Origin of the sequence: Mycobacterium intermedium (assembly GCF_002086275.1) — a bacterium.
In the GTDB taxonomy this organism is placed as follows: domain Bacteria; phylum Actinomycetota; class Actinomycetes; order Mycobacteriales; family Mycobacteriaceae; genus Mycobacterium; species Mycobacterium intermedium.
Map to the genome: position 1 here is coordinate 1 of NZ_MVHT01000067.1, position 16,735 is coordinate 16,735.

The 16,735-nt window shown below is 67.4% G+C and carries 11 protein-coding genes; 5 read left to right on the forward strand and 6 right to left on the reverse strand.

Translation table 11 applies throughout. The features are described 5' to 3' along the window. Nucleotides 1-35: 35 nt before the first annotated feature. The 4 genes from BST27_RS20980 to BST27_RS20995 all read right to left on the reverse strand — a co-directional run bounded on the left by BST27_RS20980 (nucleotide 36) and on the right by BST27_RS20995 (nucleotide 7,835). The gene (locus tag BST27_RS20980; RefSeq protein ID WP_083148614.1) at nucleotides 36-1,154 is read right to left on the reverse strand and encodes a PE family protein; all 1,119 of its coding nucleotides are present in this window, start codon (nucleotides 1,152-1,154) and stop codon (nucleotides 36-38) included. Between the two features lie 311 nt (nucleotides 1,155-1,465). After that, on the reverse strand, nucleotides 1,466-3,424 hold the full coding sequence (locus tag BST27_RS20985; protein WP_069418782.1) for a PE family protein: 1,959 nt from the start codon (nucleotides 3,422-3,424) through the stop codon (nucleotides 1,466-1,468). A gap of 110 nt (nucleotides 3,425-3,534) precedes the next feature. Further along, the gene (glgB, locus tag BST27_RS20990; protein WP_069418781.1) at nucleotides 3,535-5,742 is read right to left on the reverse strand and encodes a 1,4-alpha-glucan branching protein GlgB; all 2,208 of its coding nucleotides are present in this window, start codon (nucleotides 5,740-5,742) and stop codon (nucleotides 3,535-3,537) included. 8 nt (nucleotides 5,743-5,750) lie between these two features. Then, nucleotides 5,751-7,835 (reverse strand): alpha-1,4-glucan--maltose-1-phosphate maltosyltransferase, encoded by a 2,085-nt coding sequence (locus BST27_RS20995; RefSeq protein ID WP_211285315.1) that lies wholly within the window; start codon nucleotides 7,833-7,835, stop codon nucleotides 5,751-5,753. A gap of 234 nt (nucleotides 7,836-8,069) precedes the next feature. Here BST27_RS20995 and BST27_RS21000 point away from each other — a divergent pair, with 234 nt between their 5' ends. Next, nucleotides 8,070-10,655, forward strand: a complete 2,586-nt coding sequence (locus BST27_RS21000; protein WP_069418779.1) for a glycosyltransferase family 1 protein — start codon at nucleotides 8,070-8,072, stop codon at nucleotides 10,653-10,655. Here the strand turns inward: BST27_RS21000 and BST27_RS21005 are convergent. Beyond that, nucleotides 10,642-12,645 (reverse strand): ATP-dependent DNA helicase, encoded by a 2,004-nt coding sequence (locus BST27_RS21005; protein WP_069418778.1) that lies wholly within the window; start codon nucleotides 12,643-12,645, stop codon nucleotides 10,642-10,644. The two genes, BST27_RS21000 and BST27_RS21005, sit on opposite strands and share 14 nt — an antisense overlap. Nucleotides 12,646-12,658: 13 nt before the next feature. Next, nucleotides 12,659-13,966 (reverse strand): nicotinate phosphoribosyltransferase, encoded by a 1,308-nt coding sequence (locus BST27_RS21010; RefSeq protein WP_372515503.1) that lies wholly within the window; start codon nucleotides 13,964-13,966, stop codon nucleotides 12,659-12,661. Between the two features lie 67 nt (nucleotides 13,967-14,033). Here BST27_RS21010 and clpS point away from each other — a divergent pair, with 67 nt between their 5' ends. The 4 genes from clpS (at nucleotide 14,034) to BST27_RS21030 (ending at nucleotide 16,729) form a co-directional block, all read left to right on the forward strand. After that, complete coding sequence (clpS, locus tag BST27_RS21015) at nucleotides 14,034-14,339, forward strand: ATP-dependent Clp protease adapter ClpS (protein ID WP_069418777.1); 306 nt, start codon at nucleotides 14,034-14,036, stop codon at nucleotides 14,337-14,339. Nucleotides 14,340-14,363: 24 nt separating this feature from the next. Then, the gene (aosR, locus tag BST27_RS21020) at nucleotides 14,364-14,951 is read left to right on the forward strand and encodes an oxidative stress transcriptional regulator AosR (RefSeq protein WP_069418776.1); all 588 of its coding nucleotides are present in this window, start codon (nucleotides 14,364-14,366) and stop codon (nucleotides 14,949-14,951) included. After that, nucleotides 14,948-15,988, forward strand: coding sequence for a P1 family peptidase (locus tag BST27_RS21025; protein WP_069418775.1), 1,041 nt, complete (start codon nucleotides 14,948-14,950; stop codon nucleotides 15,986-15,988). The genes aosR and BST27_RS21025 overlap by 4 nt, the downstream gene beginning before the upstream one ends. Before the next feature lie 66 nt (nucleotides 15,989-16,054). After that, nucleotides 16,055-16,729: a rhomboid family intramembrane serine protease gene (locus tag BST27_RS21030; protein ID WP_069418774.1), complete on the forward strand. Its 675-nt coding sequence runs from the start codon at nucleotides 16,055-16,057 to the stop codon at nucleotides 16,727-16,729. The last annotated feature ends 6 nt before the right edge of the window (nucleotides 16,730-16,735 follow it).

The window sequence follows — 16,735 nt, forward strand, 5'->3', positions numbered from 1 at the left end:
CGTGTCCGCGGATCGTTAGCAAAGCTACTGACGAGTTAACCAGCGCGCAGGATCAACGCGTCGCCCTGGCCGCCGGCACCCCCTTGACTGCCTAGCCCCTGCCCGGCTCCGCCGGTGCCGCCCGCGCCGCCGGTACCGAAGAGGAATCCTGCAGCGCCGCCGTTCCCACCGGCGCCGCCACTGTCAGCGGCGCCTGCTCCGCCGACTCCACCCGCGCCGCCGGATCCGGAGATCAAGCCGCCAGCGCCGCCGGTTCCCCCGACGCCGCCAGCTGCGTCGCCGACGCCGAGCCCACCGGCACCGCCGGCGCCGCCAGTGCTGAACAGGCCACCGGAGCCGCCGGTGCCGCCGGGGCCACCAATTCCTTTGATGCCGACTCCGCCATCACCGCCGCTGCCGCCGGCGGCAAAGAGCTCTAACCATCCGGCGCTGCCTCCTGCCCCGCCGCGCCCGCCGCCGGCAAATCCTGCGCCTCCAACACCGCCGAGCCCCCCGGAGCCGAATAGGCCAGCGGAGCCGCCCGCGCCGCCGTTGCCGCCGGCTCCTGGGTATCCGAAGCCGCCCGCGCCGCCGGACCCCCCGTTACCCCACAAGAGCCCGCCGGCACCGCCGGCCCCGCCAGCCCCACCGCCAATGCCGCCGGCGCCGCCCGCTCCGCCGTTGCCGAAAAGGCCGGCCGCTCCGCCCGCCCCGCCGGCTTGTCCTTCTCCGCCGGAGCCGCCATTGCCCCCGTTCCCATACAAGATCCCGCCAGCGCCGCCGTTTTGCCCGGTGCCGGGCGCGCCGTCGGCCCCGTTACCGATCAGTGGGCGCCCCAACAACAACTGGGTTGGCGTGTTGATCAAATTGAGCAGGCCGTCCAACGGCCCTGCAGCGGCGGCCTCTGCGTTGGCGTATGAGTTGGCACTGGCGGTCAGGACCTGCACGAACTGGCTATGAAAACTGGCAGCCTGGGCGCTCACTGCCTGATAGGCCTGAGCGTGCTGCCCGAAGAGGGCAGCTACGGCCACCGATACTTCGTCGGCGCCGGCGGCCAGCACTTCGGTTGTCGAGGCTGCTGCTACGGAATGCGCCTCGCTGATGGCAGTTCCGATTCCGGACAGATTGGTTGCCGCTGCAGTGACGACTTCGGGCGCTGTGATCAAGAACGACATGAACAGTACCTCCGGGGTTAGCCAACCGGGACAGTATTTAACCACCGCGTAACCCAAAATTGGCGGTGTTTCGAACGCGAATTGGCCAATTCGCATTGGTAATGCAGCATCAGTTCCGCCGCAGCGCAGCGGTCATATCCGGCGACTCTGGGCGCCGACCCGAACGATGCGCAAGCGAAGGGCACGCGATCCCACTGACCCCGAAGTCGTTACGGGCCGACGCAACTCGGCCACGCGAGCAAACAGACGCAAAAGCCACCTTTTGTTCGGAAAGGGACTCTCGCGTCTGGTCGCTTCCTCGCACGCAGTTCCTATGGCCCGGTGAGGCCGTCGATCCCGGGCAGGCCGAAGATGCCGCCGTTACCGGCCGCACCGCCCGCACCGCCATTACCGGGTGTTCCGCTGCTGCCGCCATTGCCGCCATTGCCGCCGTTACCAATCGTCTGAGCGTTACCACCCGCGCCGCCGGCTCCGCCGGACTTCGTCGCGTTCGCTGAGTTGCCGCCTGCGCCGCCGGTACCGCCGTTGCCGATGAATCCGGCGTTGCCGCCGCGTCCACCCGTTCCGCCGTTGCTGTTGGTGGCCAAACCGCCGACACCACCAGCGCCGCCGTCGCCGTAAATCAGGCCCGCGTTACCACCGTTACCGCCGGCGCCGGCTGTGGCACCCATTCCGCCGGCTCCGCCGGCTCCACCCCAGCCGACAAGCTGACCGGCGTTGCCTCCGGCCCCGCCGGCCCCGCCAACCGAGCCGCTGTCCAGACCGGACCCCCCGGTGCCTCCGGAGCCGCCGGAGCCGAACCATCCTCCATTGCCGCCGGCGCCTCCCGCTCCGGCCACTAGACGGCTGTATCCGCCAGCGCCGCCCGAGCCGCCGGAGCTGAAAGCCCCGCCGTTCCCTCCGGCGCCGCCCACGCCGCCCTTCCCGGGTGTTCCGGAATTGTCGATTCGGTTGCCGCCGCCGCCGCCGTCGCCGCCGCTGCCCCCGGGGCCGAAGAGGCCCCCCGTGCCGCCATTGCCGCCGTTGCCGCCGTTGCCGGCAAAGGCGTTCTGTCCGGCAGCGCCGCCCCCGTTGCCGCCGATACCGCCTGGGCCTCCGGAACCGAATATTCCACCGGCACCGCCAACACCGCCGGCCCCGCCGTCCCCGGCGATCCCGTTGTCATCGAAGCTGAGCCCGCCGGCGCCGCCGGCCCCACCGGCGCCACCCGAGCCGAACAGTCCGCCGTTGCCGCCCGCGCCACCGGCGCCGCCGGCGGTGCCGTTCGGGCCGCTAGCACCGAGGCCGCCCGCGCCGCCAGGGCCGCCGTGACCGAACAAGAGGCCGCCGGCGCCGCCGGTCCCACCGGCCCCGCCGGCACCTCCGTCGACTGCCCACCCGCCTGCGCCGCCCGCGCCGCCATTGTTGAACAGCCCGCCTGCCCCGCCGGTCCCACCGGTGCCGCCGGTACCGGTATCGAGTGCGAACCCGCCTTGGCCGCCCGCGCCGCCGGTGCCGAACAACTCCAAGAATCCGCTGCGCCCGCCTGCCCCGCCGGCGCCGCCTCCGAGTAGCCCAACCCCTCCGGCGCCGCCCGTACCGCCGGACCCGAACAGGATGCCGGCGCCGCCGGCGCCGCCGGCCCCACCCAGACCGCCGATGCCAATGCCCCCGGCACCGCCAGGGCCCCCCGCTCCGAACAGAATTCCGCCGGTCCCGCCCGCACCGCCTACTCCACCGTTGCCCGTCGTGCTGTCGCCGCCGATCCCGCCTGCTCCACCGTTGCCGAATAGCCCGGCCGCTCCGCCAGCTCCACCGGGTCGGCCGGGCGCGCCAGACCCGCCATTCCCGCCATTGCCGTACAAGATCCCGCCGGCGCCACCGTTTTGCCCGGTGCCGGGCGCGCCGTTGGCCCCGTTACCGATCAGCGGACGCCCCAGCAACAGCTGGGTGGGCGTGTTGATCAGATTGAGAAAGCCGTCCAACGGTCCAGCGGCGGCGGCCTGCGCGGCAGCGGCCTCTGCGGTGGCGTAAGAATGGGCCCCAGCGCTCAAGGCCTGCACGAACTGGCTGTGAAAGCTTGCGGCCTGGGCGCTGACTGCCTGATAGGCCTGGCCATGTTGCCCGAAAAGCGCAGCTACTGCCAGCGATATTTCGTCGGCCCCGGCGGCCAGTAGTTCGGTCGTCGAGGCGGCGGCTAGAGAGGTCGCCTGGCTGACGGCCGTTCCGATACCGGACAGATTTGTAGCCGCCGCGGCGACTGCTTCGGGTGCTGTGATCAGGAATGACATGGGCGGTGCCTCTCGGGTAGCCAACCGAAGACAGTATTTAACCATCATGTAAACGAAAATCGGCGGTTATTCGGAAAATAAATTGGCTAGTTCATGCGATAAGGCGGCAATCAGCCTTGCGCTAGCGCCGGCTCCAGCCAGATCGCCGACAGCGGCGGCAGCACCAGGACCGCCGACGCGGGACGGCCGTGCCATGGGTCGTCGGTGGCGTCGACACCGCCGAGGTTGCCCGCCCCGGCGCCGTTGTAGACCGTGGCATCGGTGTTGAGCACCTCACGCCAGCGACCGGCCGCCGGCAACCCAAGTCGATATCCGCCGTGTTCGACGCCCGAGAAGTTGAATACGCACGCCATCACGGATCCATCGCTTCCGTACCGCAGGAAGCTCAGGACGTTGTTGCCGGAGTCGTTTGCGTCAATCCAGGAATAGCCGTCGGGTGTGCTGTCTTGGCTCCATAACGCCGGGTGGCTGGTGTAAATGCGGTTGATGTCGCCGACAAGACGCAGAATTCCATTCGAAAAGCCCTGTTCGTCCAGCTGGAACCAATCCAGCCCATTCTGTTCCGACCATTCGGCGCGCTGGCCGAATTCCTGGCCCATGAACAACAGCTGCTTTCCAGGGTGAGCCCACTGATACGCGAGTAGGCTGCGCAGTCCGGCGGCTTTGTTGTGATTCGAGCCGGGCATCCGACTCCATAGTGTGCCCTTACCGTGCACCACCTCGTCATGGCTGAGTGGCAGCACGTAGTTCTCGCTGAAGGCGTACAGCATCGAAAACGTGATCTCGTGGTGGTGGTAGCTGCGGTGCACCGGATCGTGTTGCAGATAGCCGAGCGTGTCGTGCATCCAGCCCATGTTCCACTTCATCGAAAAGCCTAGCCCGCCAAGGTTTGTCGGCCTTGTCACGCCTGGCCACGAGGTGGATTCCTCGGCGATGGTGACGATGCCTGGCGCCTTCTTGTGTGCGGTGGCGTTCATCTCCTGCAGGAACTGAACGGCTTCCAGGTTCTCGCGCCCGCCATAGATGTTCGGGGTCCAACCGCCCTCAGGACGCGAGTAGTCCAGGTAGAGCATCGAGGCCACCGCGTCCACCCGCAGGCCGTCGATGTGGTATTCCTCCAGCCAATACAGCGCGTTGGCCACCAGGAAGTTGCGCACCTCGGGACGGCCGAAGTCGAATACGTATGTGCCCCAATCCAGTTGCTCGCCGCGCTTGGGGTCGGAGTGCTCATACAGGGGGGTTCCGTCGAACCGGCCCAGCGCCCACGCGTCCTTCGGGAAGTGTGCCGGTACCCAGTCCACGATGACGCCGATGCCGGCCGCGTGCAGCGCGTCGACCAGCGCACGAAAATCGTCGGGCGTGCCGAATCGCGAGGTGGGGGCGTAGTAGGAAGTGACCTGGTATCCCCACGAGCCGGCGAACGGGTGCTCGGCGACCGGGAGCAGCTCGACGTGGGTAAAGCCGTGTTCCGCAACGTATTCCGTCAGCTCCTTGGCGAGCTGGCGGTAGCTGAGGCCGGGTCGCCACGAACCGAGATGGACCTCGAGGGTGCTCATCGGCTCGAATACCGGATTGCGCTGGGCGCGTTGCGTCATCCAGTCGTCGTCCGCCCAGGAGTAATTGCTCACCGTCACCCGCGACGCCGTCTGCGGCGGCACCTCGGTGGCGAACGCGAACGGGTCGGCCCGCTCGGTGACCACGTCATCGGCGCCGTGCACCCGGAATTTGTACAGGCCGTCATTGGGGAAGCCCGGCCAAAACAGTTCCCACACTCCGGAGGAGCCCAGCACCCGCATCGGGGCCTCGTTGCCGCTCCAGCCGTTGAACTCGCCAATCAGGCTGACACCCTTGGCGTTGGGTGCCCATACGGCAAAGGACACCCCGGACACCGTCCCGTCCGGCGTGGTGAATGTGCGTGGGTGCGCGCCGAGGACCTCCCACAGTCGTTCATGACGGCCTTCGGCGAACAGGTGAAGGTCGACCTCGCCGAGCGTGGGAAGGAATCGGTATGCGTCGGCAATCGTGAACGGCTCGGCACCCTCGTAGCTGATCTGCAGCCGGTAGTCGATGAGATCGGTGAACGGTACCGCTACCGCCCACAACCCGGAATCGAGGTGTTTGAGCGGGAATTGGTCGCCACCGACCAGGGCGACGACGCTGGCCGCGTGCGGTCGCAATGCCCGGATCACCGTATGGTCGCCGTATTCGTGCGCGCCCAAGATGCTGTGCGGATTGTGGTGTGCGCCGGCCACGAGGCGCGCCACCTCGGCCGGATCGGGTGCCAGGTGTGTCCCGGCGAGTTGGTCGGCGCGGCTCATGGGGCCACTCACCTCCTGCGCAGTAGCGTGCTTCGAGCTTCGGGCGGGATGAGCGGCATGTTGATGATGTGGGCGACCGCCTTACCCGGGTCGAGTCTGATGTAGTTGGCCTGCCCCCACTGGTATTCCTCGCCGGATATCTCATCTCGCACCCAAAACCGGTCGTATGTCTCCATACCCAATGCCGCCATGTCTAACCACAGCGTCGATTCCTCAGGCCCGAAAGCGTTGAGCGTCACGACTACCAGCACGCAGTCGCCGGTGGTCGGGTCGAACTTGCTGTAGGCCATCAAGGCGTCGTTGTCCAAGTGGTGGAAATGGATGTTGCGTATCTGTTGCAGCGCCGGGTGCAGACGCCGAATTTCGTTGAGCCTGGTGATGAAAGGCTCCAGCGACCTACCTTCGGCCAGTGCGCCGGCGAAGTCGCGTGGCCGCAATTCGTACTTTTCGGAGTCCAGGTACTCCTCGCTGCCTTCCCGTACCGCGCGGTGCTCGAACAGCTCGTAACCCGAGTACATGCCCCAGGCCGGGCTCATGGTCGCGGCCAGCACCGCGCGGATCGCGAACATGCCCGGTCCGTTGTGCTGCAGTATCGCGTGCAGGATGTCCGGGGTGTTGACGAACAAGTTGGGCGTACGGAAGTCGGCGAGTCTGGCTATGTCATTGCCGAATTCGGTCAGTTCCCACTTGGCGGTGCGCCAGGTGAAGTAGCTGTAGGACTGGGTGAAACCCAGTTTGGCAAGACCATACTGCCGGGCGGGCGGCGTGAACGCCTCGGACAGGAACAGCACATCGGGGTCGACGGACTTCACCTGGTCGATCAGCCAGGCCCAGAAGTTGGGCGGCTTGGTGTGCGGGTTGTCGACCCGAAAGAACTTGACGCCGTGGTTAACCCAGTGCAGCACCACGCGCAGCACTTCGTCGTACAGGCCGGCCGGATCGTTGTCGAAGTTGAGCGGGTAGATGTCTTGATACTTCTTCGGCGGGTTTTCCGCGTAGGCGATTGTGCCGTCAGGCAATTCGGTGAACCACTCGCGGTGCTCGCGGGCCCACGGATGATCGGGCGCGCATTGCAGCGCCAGGTCCAGCGCCACCTCCATGCCGAGCTCCCGGGCCGCGGCGACGAAGTCGTCGAAGTCGTCGATGGTGCCCAGCTGCGGGTGAATGGCGTCGTGTCCACCTTCGTCGCTGCCGATCGCCCATGGCGATCCGACGTCCCCCGGGGCGGCGGTGGGGTTGTTGTTGCGGCCTTTGCGATGCACCTTGCCGATCGGATGAATCGGCGGCAGGTACACCACGTCGAAACCCATGTCGGCGATGCGCGGCAACTGCTCTTTTGCGGTCGCGAAGGTGCCGTGCACTGGGTTCCCGTCGCTGTCCCAACCACCGGTGGACCGGGGAAACATCTCGTACCACGAACCGAAGCGAGCCAGCGGCCTGTCTACCCAGACGCCGTACTGCTGGCCCCGGGTGACCAGATCGCGCAGCGGGTATTGCGCCAGGATTTCCTCGATGTCGGGCGCGAGCGCCCGCGCGGAGCGCGTCACCGGGTCGCCCGGAGCCCGCAACGCCGAGGCAGCCTCCAGCAGCGGCCAGCGCTGCGCCCGCGGCACTCCCGTCGCGGCCCTCTCCAACAGGGCAGCGCCGACCAGCAAATCGTTGGAAAGTTCCTTCTCACCCTGACCGGCGTCGAGTTTGGCCACCAGGCCGTGCCGCCACGTGTGAATCGGGTCGCCCCAGCCGTCCACCCGGAACGTCCATAAACCGACCTTGTCGGGGGTGAACTGACCGTGGAAAACGAACGGCTCCAGGCCCATCGTCATCGGCAACAGCTGTGGTTTGACCCGTGGCTCGACCGTGGCGGTCTCTTGCGTCGCTGCTGGCGCCTGGACGGCATTGGCGTGTCGGACGTCGGTGACGTGTGGGTACCGCGGGCCCAGATAGCGCACCACCAGCGTCGCCGCGACCGCCTCGTGGCCTTCCCGCCATACCGCGGCCCTGACCGGAACTACCTCGCCGACCACCGCTTTGGCCGGGTATACGCCGCACGAGACGACGGGCTGGACGTCATCGATCTCGACACGACCGGGCACCCAATCACTCCTCTGATTCTCCTGCTCCTCCTTGGCCCGCTGCGCGGGTTGCATCGTTGCCGGAGGATTGCCTGTAGTTCGTTACGGCGGACGGCTGCCTTTATTGCGTTTTGCGCGCCCCTCTTGCGCCATACCCACCCTAGTGTCCGGCCACACCCGCGGCGGCCCGAAGCTGTGCGTCACAGCCAGGCGCAAACCGCCCGCATGCCGGCAACCTCAGTAAGGTAGAGACGCGTGAAGGCCCTTCGTCGGTTTACCGTCCGTGCCCACCTACCCGACCGTCTTGCCGCCCTGGATCAGTTGTCGACCAACCTGCGGTGGTCGTGGGAAAAACCGACCCAAGACCTGTTCGCGAGCATCGACCCAGCGCTGTGGGGAAGATGCGGCCACGACCCAGTGGCGCTGCTGGGTGCGGTGACACCGGCACGCCTGGACGAGTTGGCCCTGGACGAGGAATTCCTGCGCCGCCTCGACGAATTGTCGGCGGACTTGAACGACTACCTGGCTCGTCCCCTGTGGTACCAGCAACAGGAAGAAGCCGGTGCCGCGCTGCCCACCGGGATCGCCTACTTCTCCATGGAGTTCGGCGTCGCCGAGGTGCTGCCGAATTACTCCGGCGGCCTCGGCATCCTCGCCGGGGACCACCTCAAGGCGGCGTCCGATCTGGGGCTGCCGCTGATCGCCGTTGGGCTCTACTACCGCTCCGGCTATTTTCGGCAGTCCCTTTCCGCCGAGGGATGGCAGCTGGAGAATTATCCGTCCCTGGACCCCCAGGGCCTGCCGCTGCGGCTGCTCACCGATTCTGACGGAAACCCGGCGTTGGTCGAGTTGGCTTTGCCGGACTCCGCACAGCTGAGGGCGCGGATCTGGGTGGCGCAGGTGGGCCGCGTGCCGTTACTGCTGCTCGACTCCGATGTTCCCGAAAACGAACACGATCTGCGCGGTGTCACCGACCGCCTGTACGGGGGCGACCAAGAGCATCGCATCAAGCAGGAAATCCTGGCCGGAATCGGCGGGGTCCGGGCGATTCGCGCGTACACCAAGATCGAGGGGCTACCCGCGCCCGAGGTCTATCACATGAACGAGGGGCACGCGGGATTCCTGGGTATCGAACGCATTCGAGAGCTGATGACCGATTCGGGGCTGGACTTCGACACCGCCTTGACGGTCGTACGGTCCAGCACGGTGTTCACCACCCATACCCCGGTTCCCGCCGGCATAGACCGGTTCCCGGTGGAGATGGTTGAGCGCTATTTCGCCGACTCCGCGCCTTCGCTGCTACCGGGTGTGCCCACCGAGCGGGTCCTCGCACTCGGGGCCGAGACCGACCCGACCAAGTTCAACATGGCGCACATGGGTCTGCGCCTGGCGCAACGGTCCAATGGCGTCTCGCTGCTGCACGGCCGGGTGAGCCGCGCCATGTTCAGCGAGCTGTGGCCGGGTTTCGACAGCGGCGAAGTCCCGATCGGGTCGATCACCAACGGTGTGCACGCCCGCAGCTGGGCCGCGCCACAGTGGTTGCAGTTGGGCCGTGAACTGGCCGGTTCGGACTCGTTCAGCGAACCCGCCGTATGGCTGCGGCTGCAACAGGTCGATCCCGGGCACCTCTGGTCGATACGGTCGCAACTGCGTGCACTGCTCGTCGAGGAAGTCCGGCGCAGGCTGCGCCAGTCGTGGCTGGAACGCGGGGCCACCGAAGCCGAATTAGGTTGGATCTCTTCGGCATTCGACCCCGACGTGCTGACCGTCGGCTTCGCCCGCCGGGTGCCGACCTACAAGCGGTTGACGCTCATGCTGCGCGATCCGGCTCGGCTCGAGCGCCTGCTCCTCGATCCGGAACGGCCCATCCAGCTGATTGTCGCCGGGAAGTCGCACCCGGCGGACGACGGAGGCAAGGCGCTGATCCAGCAGGTGGTGCGTTTCGCCGACCGGCCCGAGGTTCGGCATCGAATTGCCTTTCTGCCCAACTATGACATGTCGATGGCCCGGATGCTGTACTGGGGCTGCGACGTCTGGCTTAACAACCCGTTGCGGCCGTTGGAGGCTTGCGGCACTTCAGGAATGAAAAGTGCGCTCAACGGCGGGCTGAACCTGTCCATCCGCGATGGCTGGTGGGACGAATGGTACGACGGCGAAAACGGTTGGGAGATACCGTCCGCCGACGGTGTTGCCGACGAGAGCCGGCGTGATGACTTGGAAGCCAACGCGTTGTACAGCCTGCTCGAGGAGGCGGTAGCGCCGAAATTCTACGAGCGTGACGAACGTGGTTTGCCGCCAAGGTGGTTGGAGATGGTGCGGCACACGCTGCAGACGCTCGGCCCGAAGGTGCTGGCTTCCCGGATGGTGCGCGACTACGTCGAAAACTACTACGCGCCGGCGGCTCGGTCAGGGCGGCAGACCATCGCGGCCCCCGACGGCGGCAACGAATTCGACGCTGCTCGTGAGCTGGCCGCCTACCGGCGCCGAATCGAAGAGGCCTGGCCGAAGGTCAAGATCACCGACGTCGACAGCACCGGTCTGCCGGATACTCCGCTGCTCGGCTCGAAGTTGACCCTGACGGCTACCGTTCAACTGGCCGGTCTGGCGCCGGACGAAGTCACGGTGCAGGCGGTGCTGGGACGGGTCGATTCCGACGATGTGCTGCAGGACCCGGTCACCATCGAGATGGCCTATACCGGTAGCGCCGAGGGCGGCAGTCAGGTCTTCTCGACGACGACGCCGCTGCCGTTGGCCGGTTCGGTCGGCTACACCGTGCGGGTGCTGCCGCGCCACCATATGCTCGCCAGTGCCGCCGAATTCGGCTTGGTCACCCTGGCTTAGCACCCGCGTCCGCTCGCGCCAACCGGGTGAGCGCCGCGCGGACCTGCTTGGGATCGGTGGTGGGCCAGAACGGGGGCAATGAGGCTCGTAGGTAGCCGCCGTAGCGGGCGGTGGCCATCCGCGAATCCAGCACCGCCACCACGCCTCGGTCGGTGACTCGACGCAGCAGTCGCCCCGCCCCTTGCGCCAGCAGCAGCGCGGCGTGGCTGGCGGCGACATCCATGAAGCCATTGCCGCCGCGCGCTGCCACCGCGCGCTGACGAGCGCTGAGCAGCGGGTCGTCGGGTCGCGGGAACGGGATGCGATCGATCAGCACCAGCGACAGCGACGGCCCCGGCACGTCGACGCCCTGCCACAGCGACAGCGTGCCGAACAGCGAGGTTTCCGGATCGGCGGCAAACTGCTCGACGAGCGCGGACGTACTGTCGTCGCCCTGACACAACACCGGCGTGTCCAGCCGTTCGCGCATGGCTTCGGCGGCCGCCCGCGCCGCCCGCATCGAAGAAAAAAGCCCCAGCGTGCGCCCGCCGGCCGCGGCAACGAGTTCGGCGATTTCGGTCAGCTGCTCGGCCGACCCGGTGCCGTCGCGGCCTGGCGGCGGCAGGTGTGCGGCCACATAGAGAATTCCGGACTTGGCGTGCTGGAACGGCGATCCCACGTCCAGCCCTCGCCAGGGCGGCGGGTCCCCGTCCTCCCGCCCGGTCAGGCCCCACGCCGCGGCCATCGCATCGAAAGAGCCGCCCACGGTCAGCGTCGCCGAGGTCAACACCGTCGTCGAACGGGTAAAGACCTGTGTGGCAAGCAATCCGGCCACCGACAACGGCGCCACCCGCAGCACGGCGCGCGGCGAGCCGCGGTTGTCCTCATGGTCGAGCCAGACGATGTCGGTGCGGTCCGGAATGGCGGGTGTGAACGAGGTGAGAATCCGCGACGCGGTGTCGGAGATCTCGGTCAGTGCCGCCGCGGCTTCCGCGCGAGCCGCGGCCGCCTTGGCGTCGCCGGTGGTGTCGATCGCTGAGCGGGCCGCACTGGCGGCGTCCCGCAGTGCGGCCAGGTACGTCGCCAATTCCTGATCCAGATAGTCGATGCGGCCCGGTGTCGCGTCGTGAATCGCCGAGGCGAAGGTGGCCGACGCCGCCTCCAGTCGCTCGGTCAGTTCCGGGCTCACCAGCCGGGTGATCCGTCTCGTGGCGACGCTGAGCGCGGCCGACGTCAGTTCGGCGGTGGCCACCGAGGTCACCCGGTCGGTCAGCTCGTGGGCCTCGTCGACGATCAGCAGTGAATGTTCTGGCAGCACCGCCGTTTCGGAGACGGCGTCAATGGCCAGCAACGCGTGATTGGTGACGACGACGTCGGCCCGGCCCGCGGCGCTGCGCGCCCGTTCGGAGAAGCACTCCGAGCCGAACGGACAGCGCGCCACCCCGATGCATTCCCGAGCCGACACGCTGACCTGCGACCAGGACCGGTCCGGCACACCCGGTTTCAGGTCGTCCCGGTCACCGGTATCGGTTGTCGACGCCCATTCGGTGAGCCGTTGGACGTCGCGGCCGAGGGCGCTGACCGCCACCGGGTTGAACAGTTCCTCCTGCGGCGGCTCGTCTTCCTCGCCGGAACCGCCACCGTTGATCTTGTTCAGGCACAGATAGTTTCGACGTCCCTTGAGTAACGCGAACTGCGGTCGGCGGGGCAGCGCGTCGGCCAGTGCATCGGCCAGCCGCGGCAGGTCGCGATCGACCAGTTGACGCTGCAGCGCGATCGTCGCCGTCGACACGACAACCGGCGAGTTGTCGGTGACCGCGCGCACGATCGCCGGGACCAGGTACGCCAGCGACTTGCCGGTTCCGGTGCCGGCCTGCACCACCAGATGTTCGCCGGTCTCGAAGGCATGCGCTACCGCGTTGGCCATTTCCAACTGACCGCGGCGTTCGCTGCCGCCGAGGGCCGCCACGGCCAGGGCAAGCAGTTCGGGCACGGACTCGGAATCGGGCATTGCTCGTGTGCGTTCAGCCGGTGATGATCTGCGTCGGAATCGCCGGGTCGCCGGCAGCCAATTTCAGTCCCTCCCACGGCAAACTGACCAGTCCAGCGGCCACCCGCTCCCGTGCCGCGCCCAGGTCCGCGTCGTACACCACCTGGCCCTCCCGGACCAGCGGTGTTGTCAGGACTCGGTGTGGTTCGGTGAGCGAAGGCGGCCGTCCCGCCGGGTAGACGACTTCCTCGGTGATGGTGCCCGACGGGCGCGACAACCGCAGCGCCTCTTTGCGTCCGCCGCGGGATTGCTTGCGGTCGCTGCGTTTCTGCACCGGAACGCCGTCCACCTCGACCAGCTTGTAGACCATGCTCGCGGTCGGTGCGCCGGAGCCGGTGACCACCGAGGTGCCCACACCGTAGATGTCCACCGGGTCTGACCGCAGCGCCGCGATGGAGAACTCGTCCAGGTCGCCCGAGACGACGATGCGCGTGTTGCTCGCGCCCAGCTGGTCGAGTTGCTCCCGGACCTGGCGGGCCAGCACGCCGAGTTCACCGGAGTCGATGCGGACCGCGCCGAGCGTGGCGCCTCCGGCGGCCACCGCGTTGGCGACGCCCGTCTTGACGTCATAGGTGTCCACCAGCAGCGTGGTGCCGGGGCCTAGCGCCTCGACCTGGGCCCGGAATGCGGCCAGCTCGTCCGGTCCCTGCTGGTCGGTGTAGAGCATGGTGAACGCGTGCGCCGCGGTGCCTTCGGCGGGGACTCCGTAGCGGCGCTGGGCTTCCAGGTTGGATGAGGCGGCGAAACCCGCGATGTATGCGGCCCGGGCCGCCGCGACCGCGGCCTGTTCATGGGTCCGCCGTGAGCCCATCTCGATCAGCGGACGTCCCGCGGCGGCGCTCACCATTCGTGCCGCGGCCGACGCGATTGCGCTGTCGTGATTGAGAATCGACAGCACCAGCGTTTCGAGCACCACGCATTCGGCGAAGCTGCCGTGCACTGTCAGCACCGGAGAATTGGGGAAGTACAACTCGCCTTCGGCGTAGCCGTCGATGTCGCCGGTGAACCGAAAGGCGCGCAGGTAGCGCACGGTGTCGGCGTCGAGAAAACGGGCGAGCAACTCGCATGCTTCGGCGTCGAAGGTGAACTGAGGCAAGGTCTCGAGCAGCCGACCCGTGCCGGCCACCACGCCGTAGCGACGACCGGGGGGAAGCCGGCGGGCGAAGAGCTCGAAGGTGGTCCGGCGGTGGGCGGTTCCGTCGCGAAGAGCCGCCGCGAGCATGGTCAACTCGTATTTGTCGGTAAGCAGCGCAGCGACGACTTGCTTGCCGGGCTGGTTCACACGGCCACGGTATCGGTTCGAATTGTCCGCTCGGTATCCACAACCGTGGCTCGCTATCCTAGGAACCATGGTTGTTGCGTCAGCGCCCGCCAAGCCGGGCTCCACTGGGCAACGCGAGTCCTCGCCCGTCGACACCACGGCGACACCGTGGGTCACCATCGTGTGGGACGACCCGGTTAACTTGATGACCTACGTCACCTATGTGTTCCAGAAGCTGTTTGGGTACAGCGAGCCGCATGCCACCAAGCTGATGCTGCAGGTGCACAACGAAGGCAAGGCAGTGGTGTCGTCCGGCAGTCGGGAGGCCATGGAAACCGACGTGTCCAAGCTGCACGCCGCAGGTTTGTGGGCGACGATGCAGCAGGACCGGTGAGCTTCGAGGGCAACCGGATTCGCTGTGCGCAAATGGAAGCGCGTCGAAACTCGTAACGGTCCCCGTTTTCGGTCATCGTTGGCCCCGCATGAAGCGGCCCTGCTGCAAAACCTCGTCGGGGCGATGATCGGTTTGCTCGACGAGCGCGCAAAGACCGCGCCGAAAGACGAACTCGAGGAGATCACCGGCATCAAGACCGGACATTCGCAACGCCCGGGCGACCCGACGCTGGGTAGGTTGCTCCCGGACTTCTTCAAGCGCGACGAAGACGACGAGCTGTCCCTCGAAGCCGCCGAGAGCATGAATGCCGCGCTGCGCAGTCTGCACGAACCGGACATCATCGACACCAAACGCAGTGCGGCACAAACGCTTTTGGATACCGTTCCGAGGAACGGAGGCCGCTTCGAGTTGACTGAAGACGCTGCCAACGCGTGGATTGCCGCGGTCAACGACCTCCGGCTGACACTGGGCGTCATGCTCGAGATCGGCCCCGAAGGACCCGAACGCCTGCGGCCGGACCATCCGCTGGCTGCCCACTTCGACGTGTACCAATGGCTGACCGTGCTGCAGGAGTATTTGGTGCTGGTCTTGATGGGCAAGCCCACCGGATGAACTCCATCACCGATATCGGAGGCATCCGCGTCGGCCACTACCACCGAATAGATCCCGACGCGTCGCTGGGGGCGGGCTGGGCGTGCGGCACCACCGTGGTGCTGCCGCCGCCGGGGACCGTCGGCGCGGTCGACTGCCGGGGTGGTGCGCCCGGAACCAGGGAGACCGATCTCCTCGACCCGGCCAACAGCGTGCGCTACGTGGACGCCGTGCTGCTTGGCGGCGGCAGCGCCTATGGTCTCGCCGCCGCCGATGGCGTCATGTTGTGGCTGGAAGAGCAGCAGCGCGGGGTGGCGATGGGGGACGGCGTGGTACCGATCGTGCCGGGCGCGGTGGTCTTCGATTTGCCCGTCGGCGGCTGGGGTTGCCGGCCGACGGCCGAATTCGGCCGCGCCGCCTGTGAGACTGCCGGAACGGAAGTCGCGGTCGGAACGGTCGGCGGCGCCGTCGGCGCCCGCGCCGGGTCGCTCAAGGGCGGTGTCGGGACGTCGTCCGTCGTGCTGAAGTCCGGAGTCACCGTCGGCGCGTTAGTGGTGGTCAATGCCGCCGGCAGCGTCATCGATCCGGCCACCGGCCTGCCCTGGATGGCCGACCTGGTCGAAGAATTCGGTCTGCAACCGCCCCCACCGGAGCAAGTCGCGGCATTCGCCGAACTTCCGTCGCCGCTGAGCGCGCTGAACACCACCATTGCCGTCGTTGCTACCGATGCGGCTCTGGGGCCCGCCGCGTGCCGGCGCGTCGCGATCGCGGCGCACGACGGGTTGGCTCGGGCCATCCGTCCCGCGCACACCCCGCTGGACGGCGACACCGTGTTCGCCTTGGCCACCGGAGCGGTGGAGGTTCCGCCGAACCCTGACCTGCCGGCCGGTTTGTCGCCGGACACGCTGCTGGTCACCGAGGTGGGTGCGGCCGCGGCCGACTGCCTGGCCCGCGCGGTGCTGGCGGGGGTGATTGCCGCGGAATCGGTGGCCGGCATACCGACCTACCGGGAAGCGTTGCCGGGAGCATTCGCGAACGCGAGCGGAGACGGCGCCTGAACTACCGGCTTCCGCCGGTAGCCTTGAGGTTGCTGAAACGCGCGCTCTAGAAGGGCAGTCATAGGCATGAGGCGAAATGCACCCGCGACCCAGTCGAAGCAACGGCCGCAGTGGGTCGTCGGTGGGGTCACGATCCTCACCTTTGTCGCGCTGCTGTGGCTCATCGAACTGTGGGACAGCCTGACCAATCACCGTCTCGACAACAACGGCATCCGGCCGTTGGAGGCCGACGGACTGTGGGGCATCCTGTTCGCGCCGCTACTCCACTCGAATTGGGATCATCTGATCGCCAACACCGTTCCGGCGCTCGTGCTCGGCTTCCTGATGACTCTCGCGGGCATGTCACGGTTCGTCCTGGCCACGGTCATCATCTGGATTCTCGGTGGCTTCGGCACCTGGCTGATCGGCACGATCGGCACGCACTGCCCATACACCGGCCCCAACGTGCACTGCCACGTCAACCACATCGGCGCATCGGGCCTCATCTTCGGCTGGCTGGCATTCCTGATCGTGTTCGGGTTCTTCACCCGCAAGATCTGGGAGATCGTCGTCGGCGTCGTGGTCTTGTTCATCTACGGTGGCGTCCTGCTCGGCGTGCTGCCCGGTACCCCCGGGGTGTCGTGGCAGGGCCACCTCTGCGGGGCGATCGCCGGCGTCCTGGCCGCGTATGTGCTGGCCGCGCCTGAGCGCAAATCCCGTGAACGAAAGAAAGCCCTCCGTTCACCGCACTTGAAAGCATGAATTCGG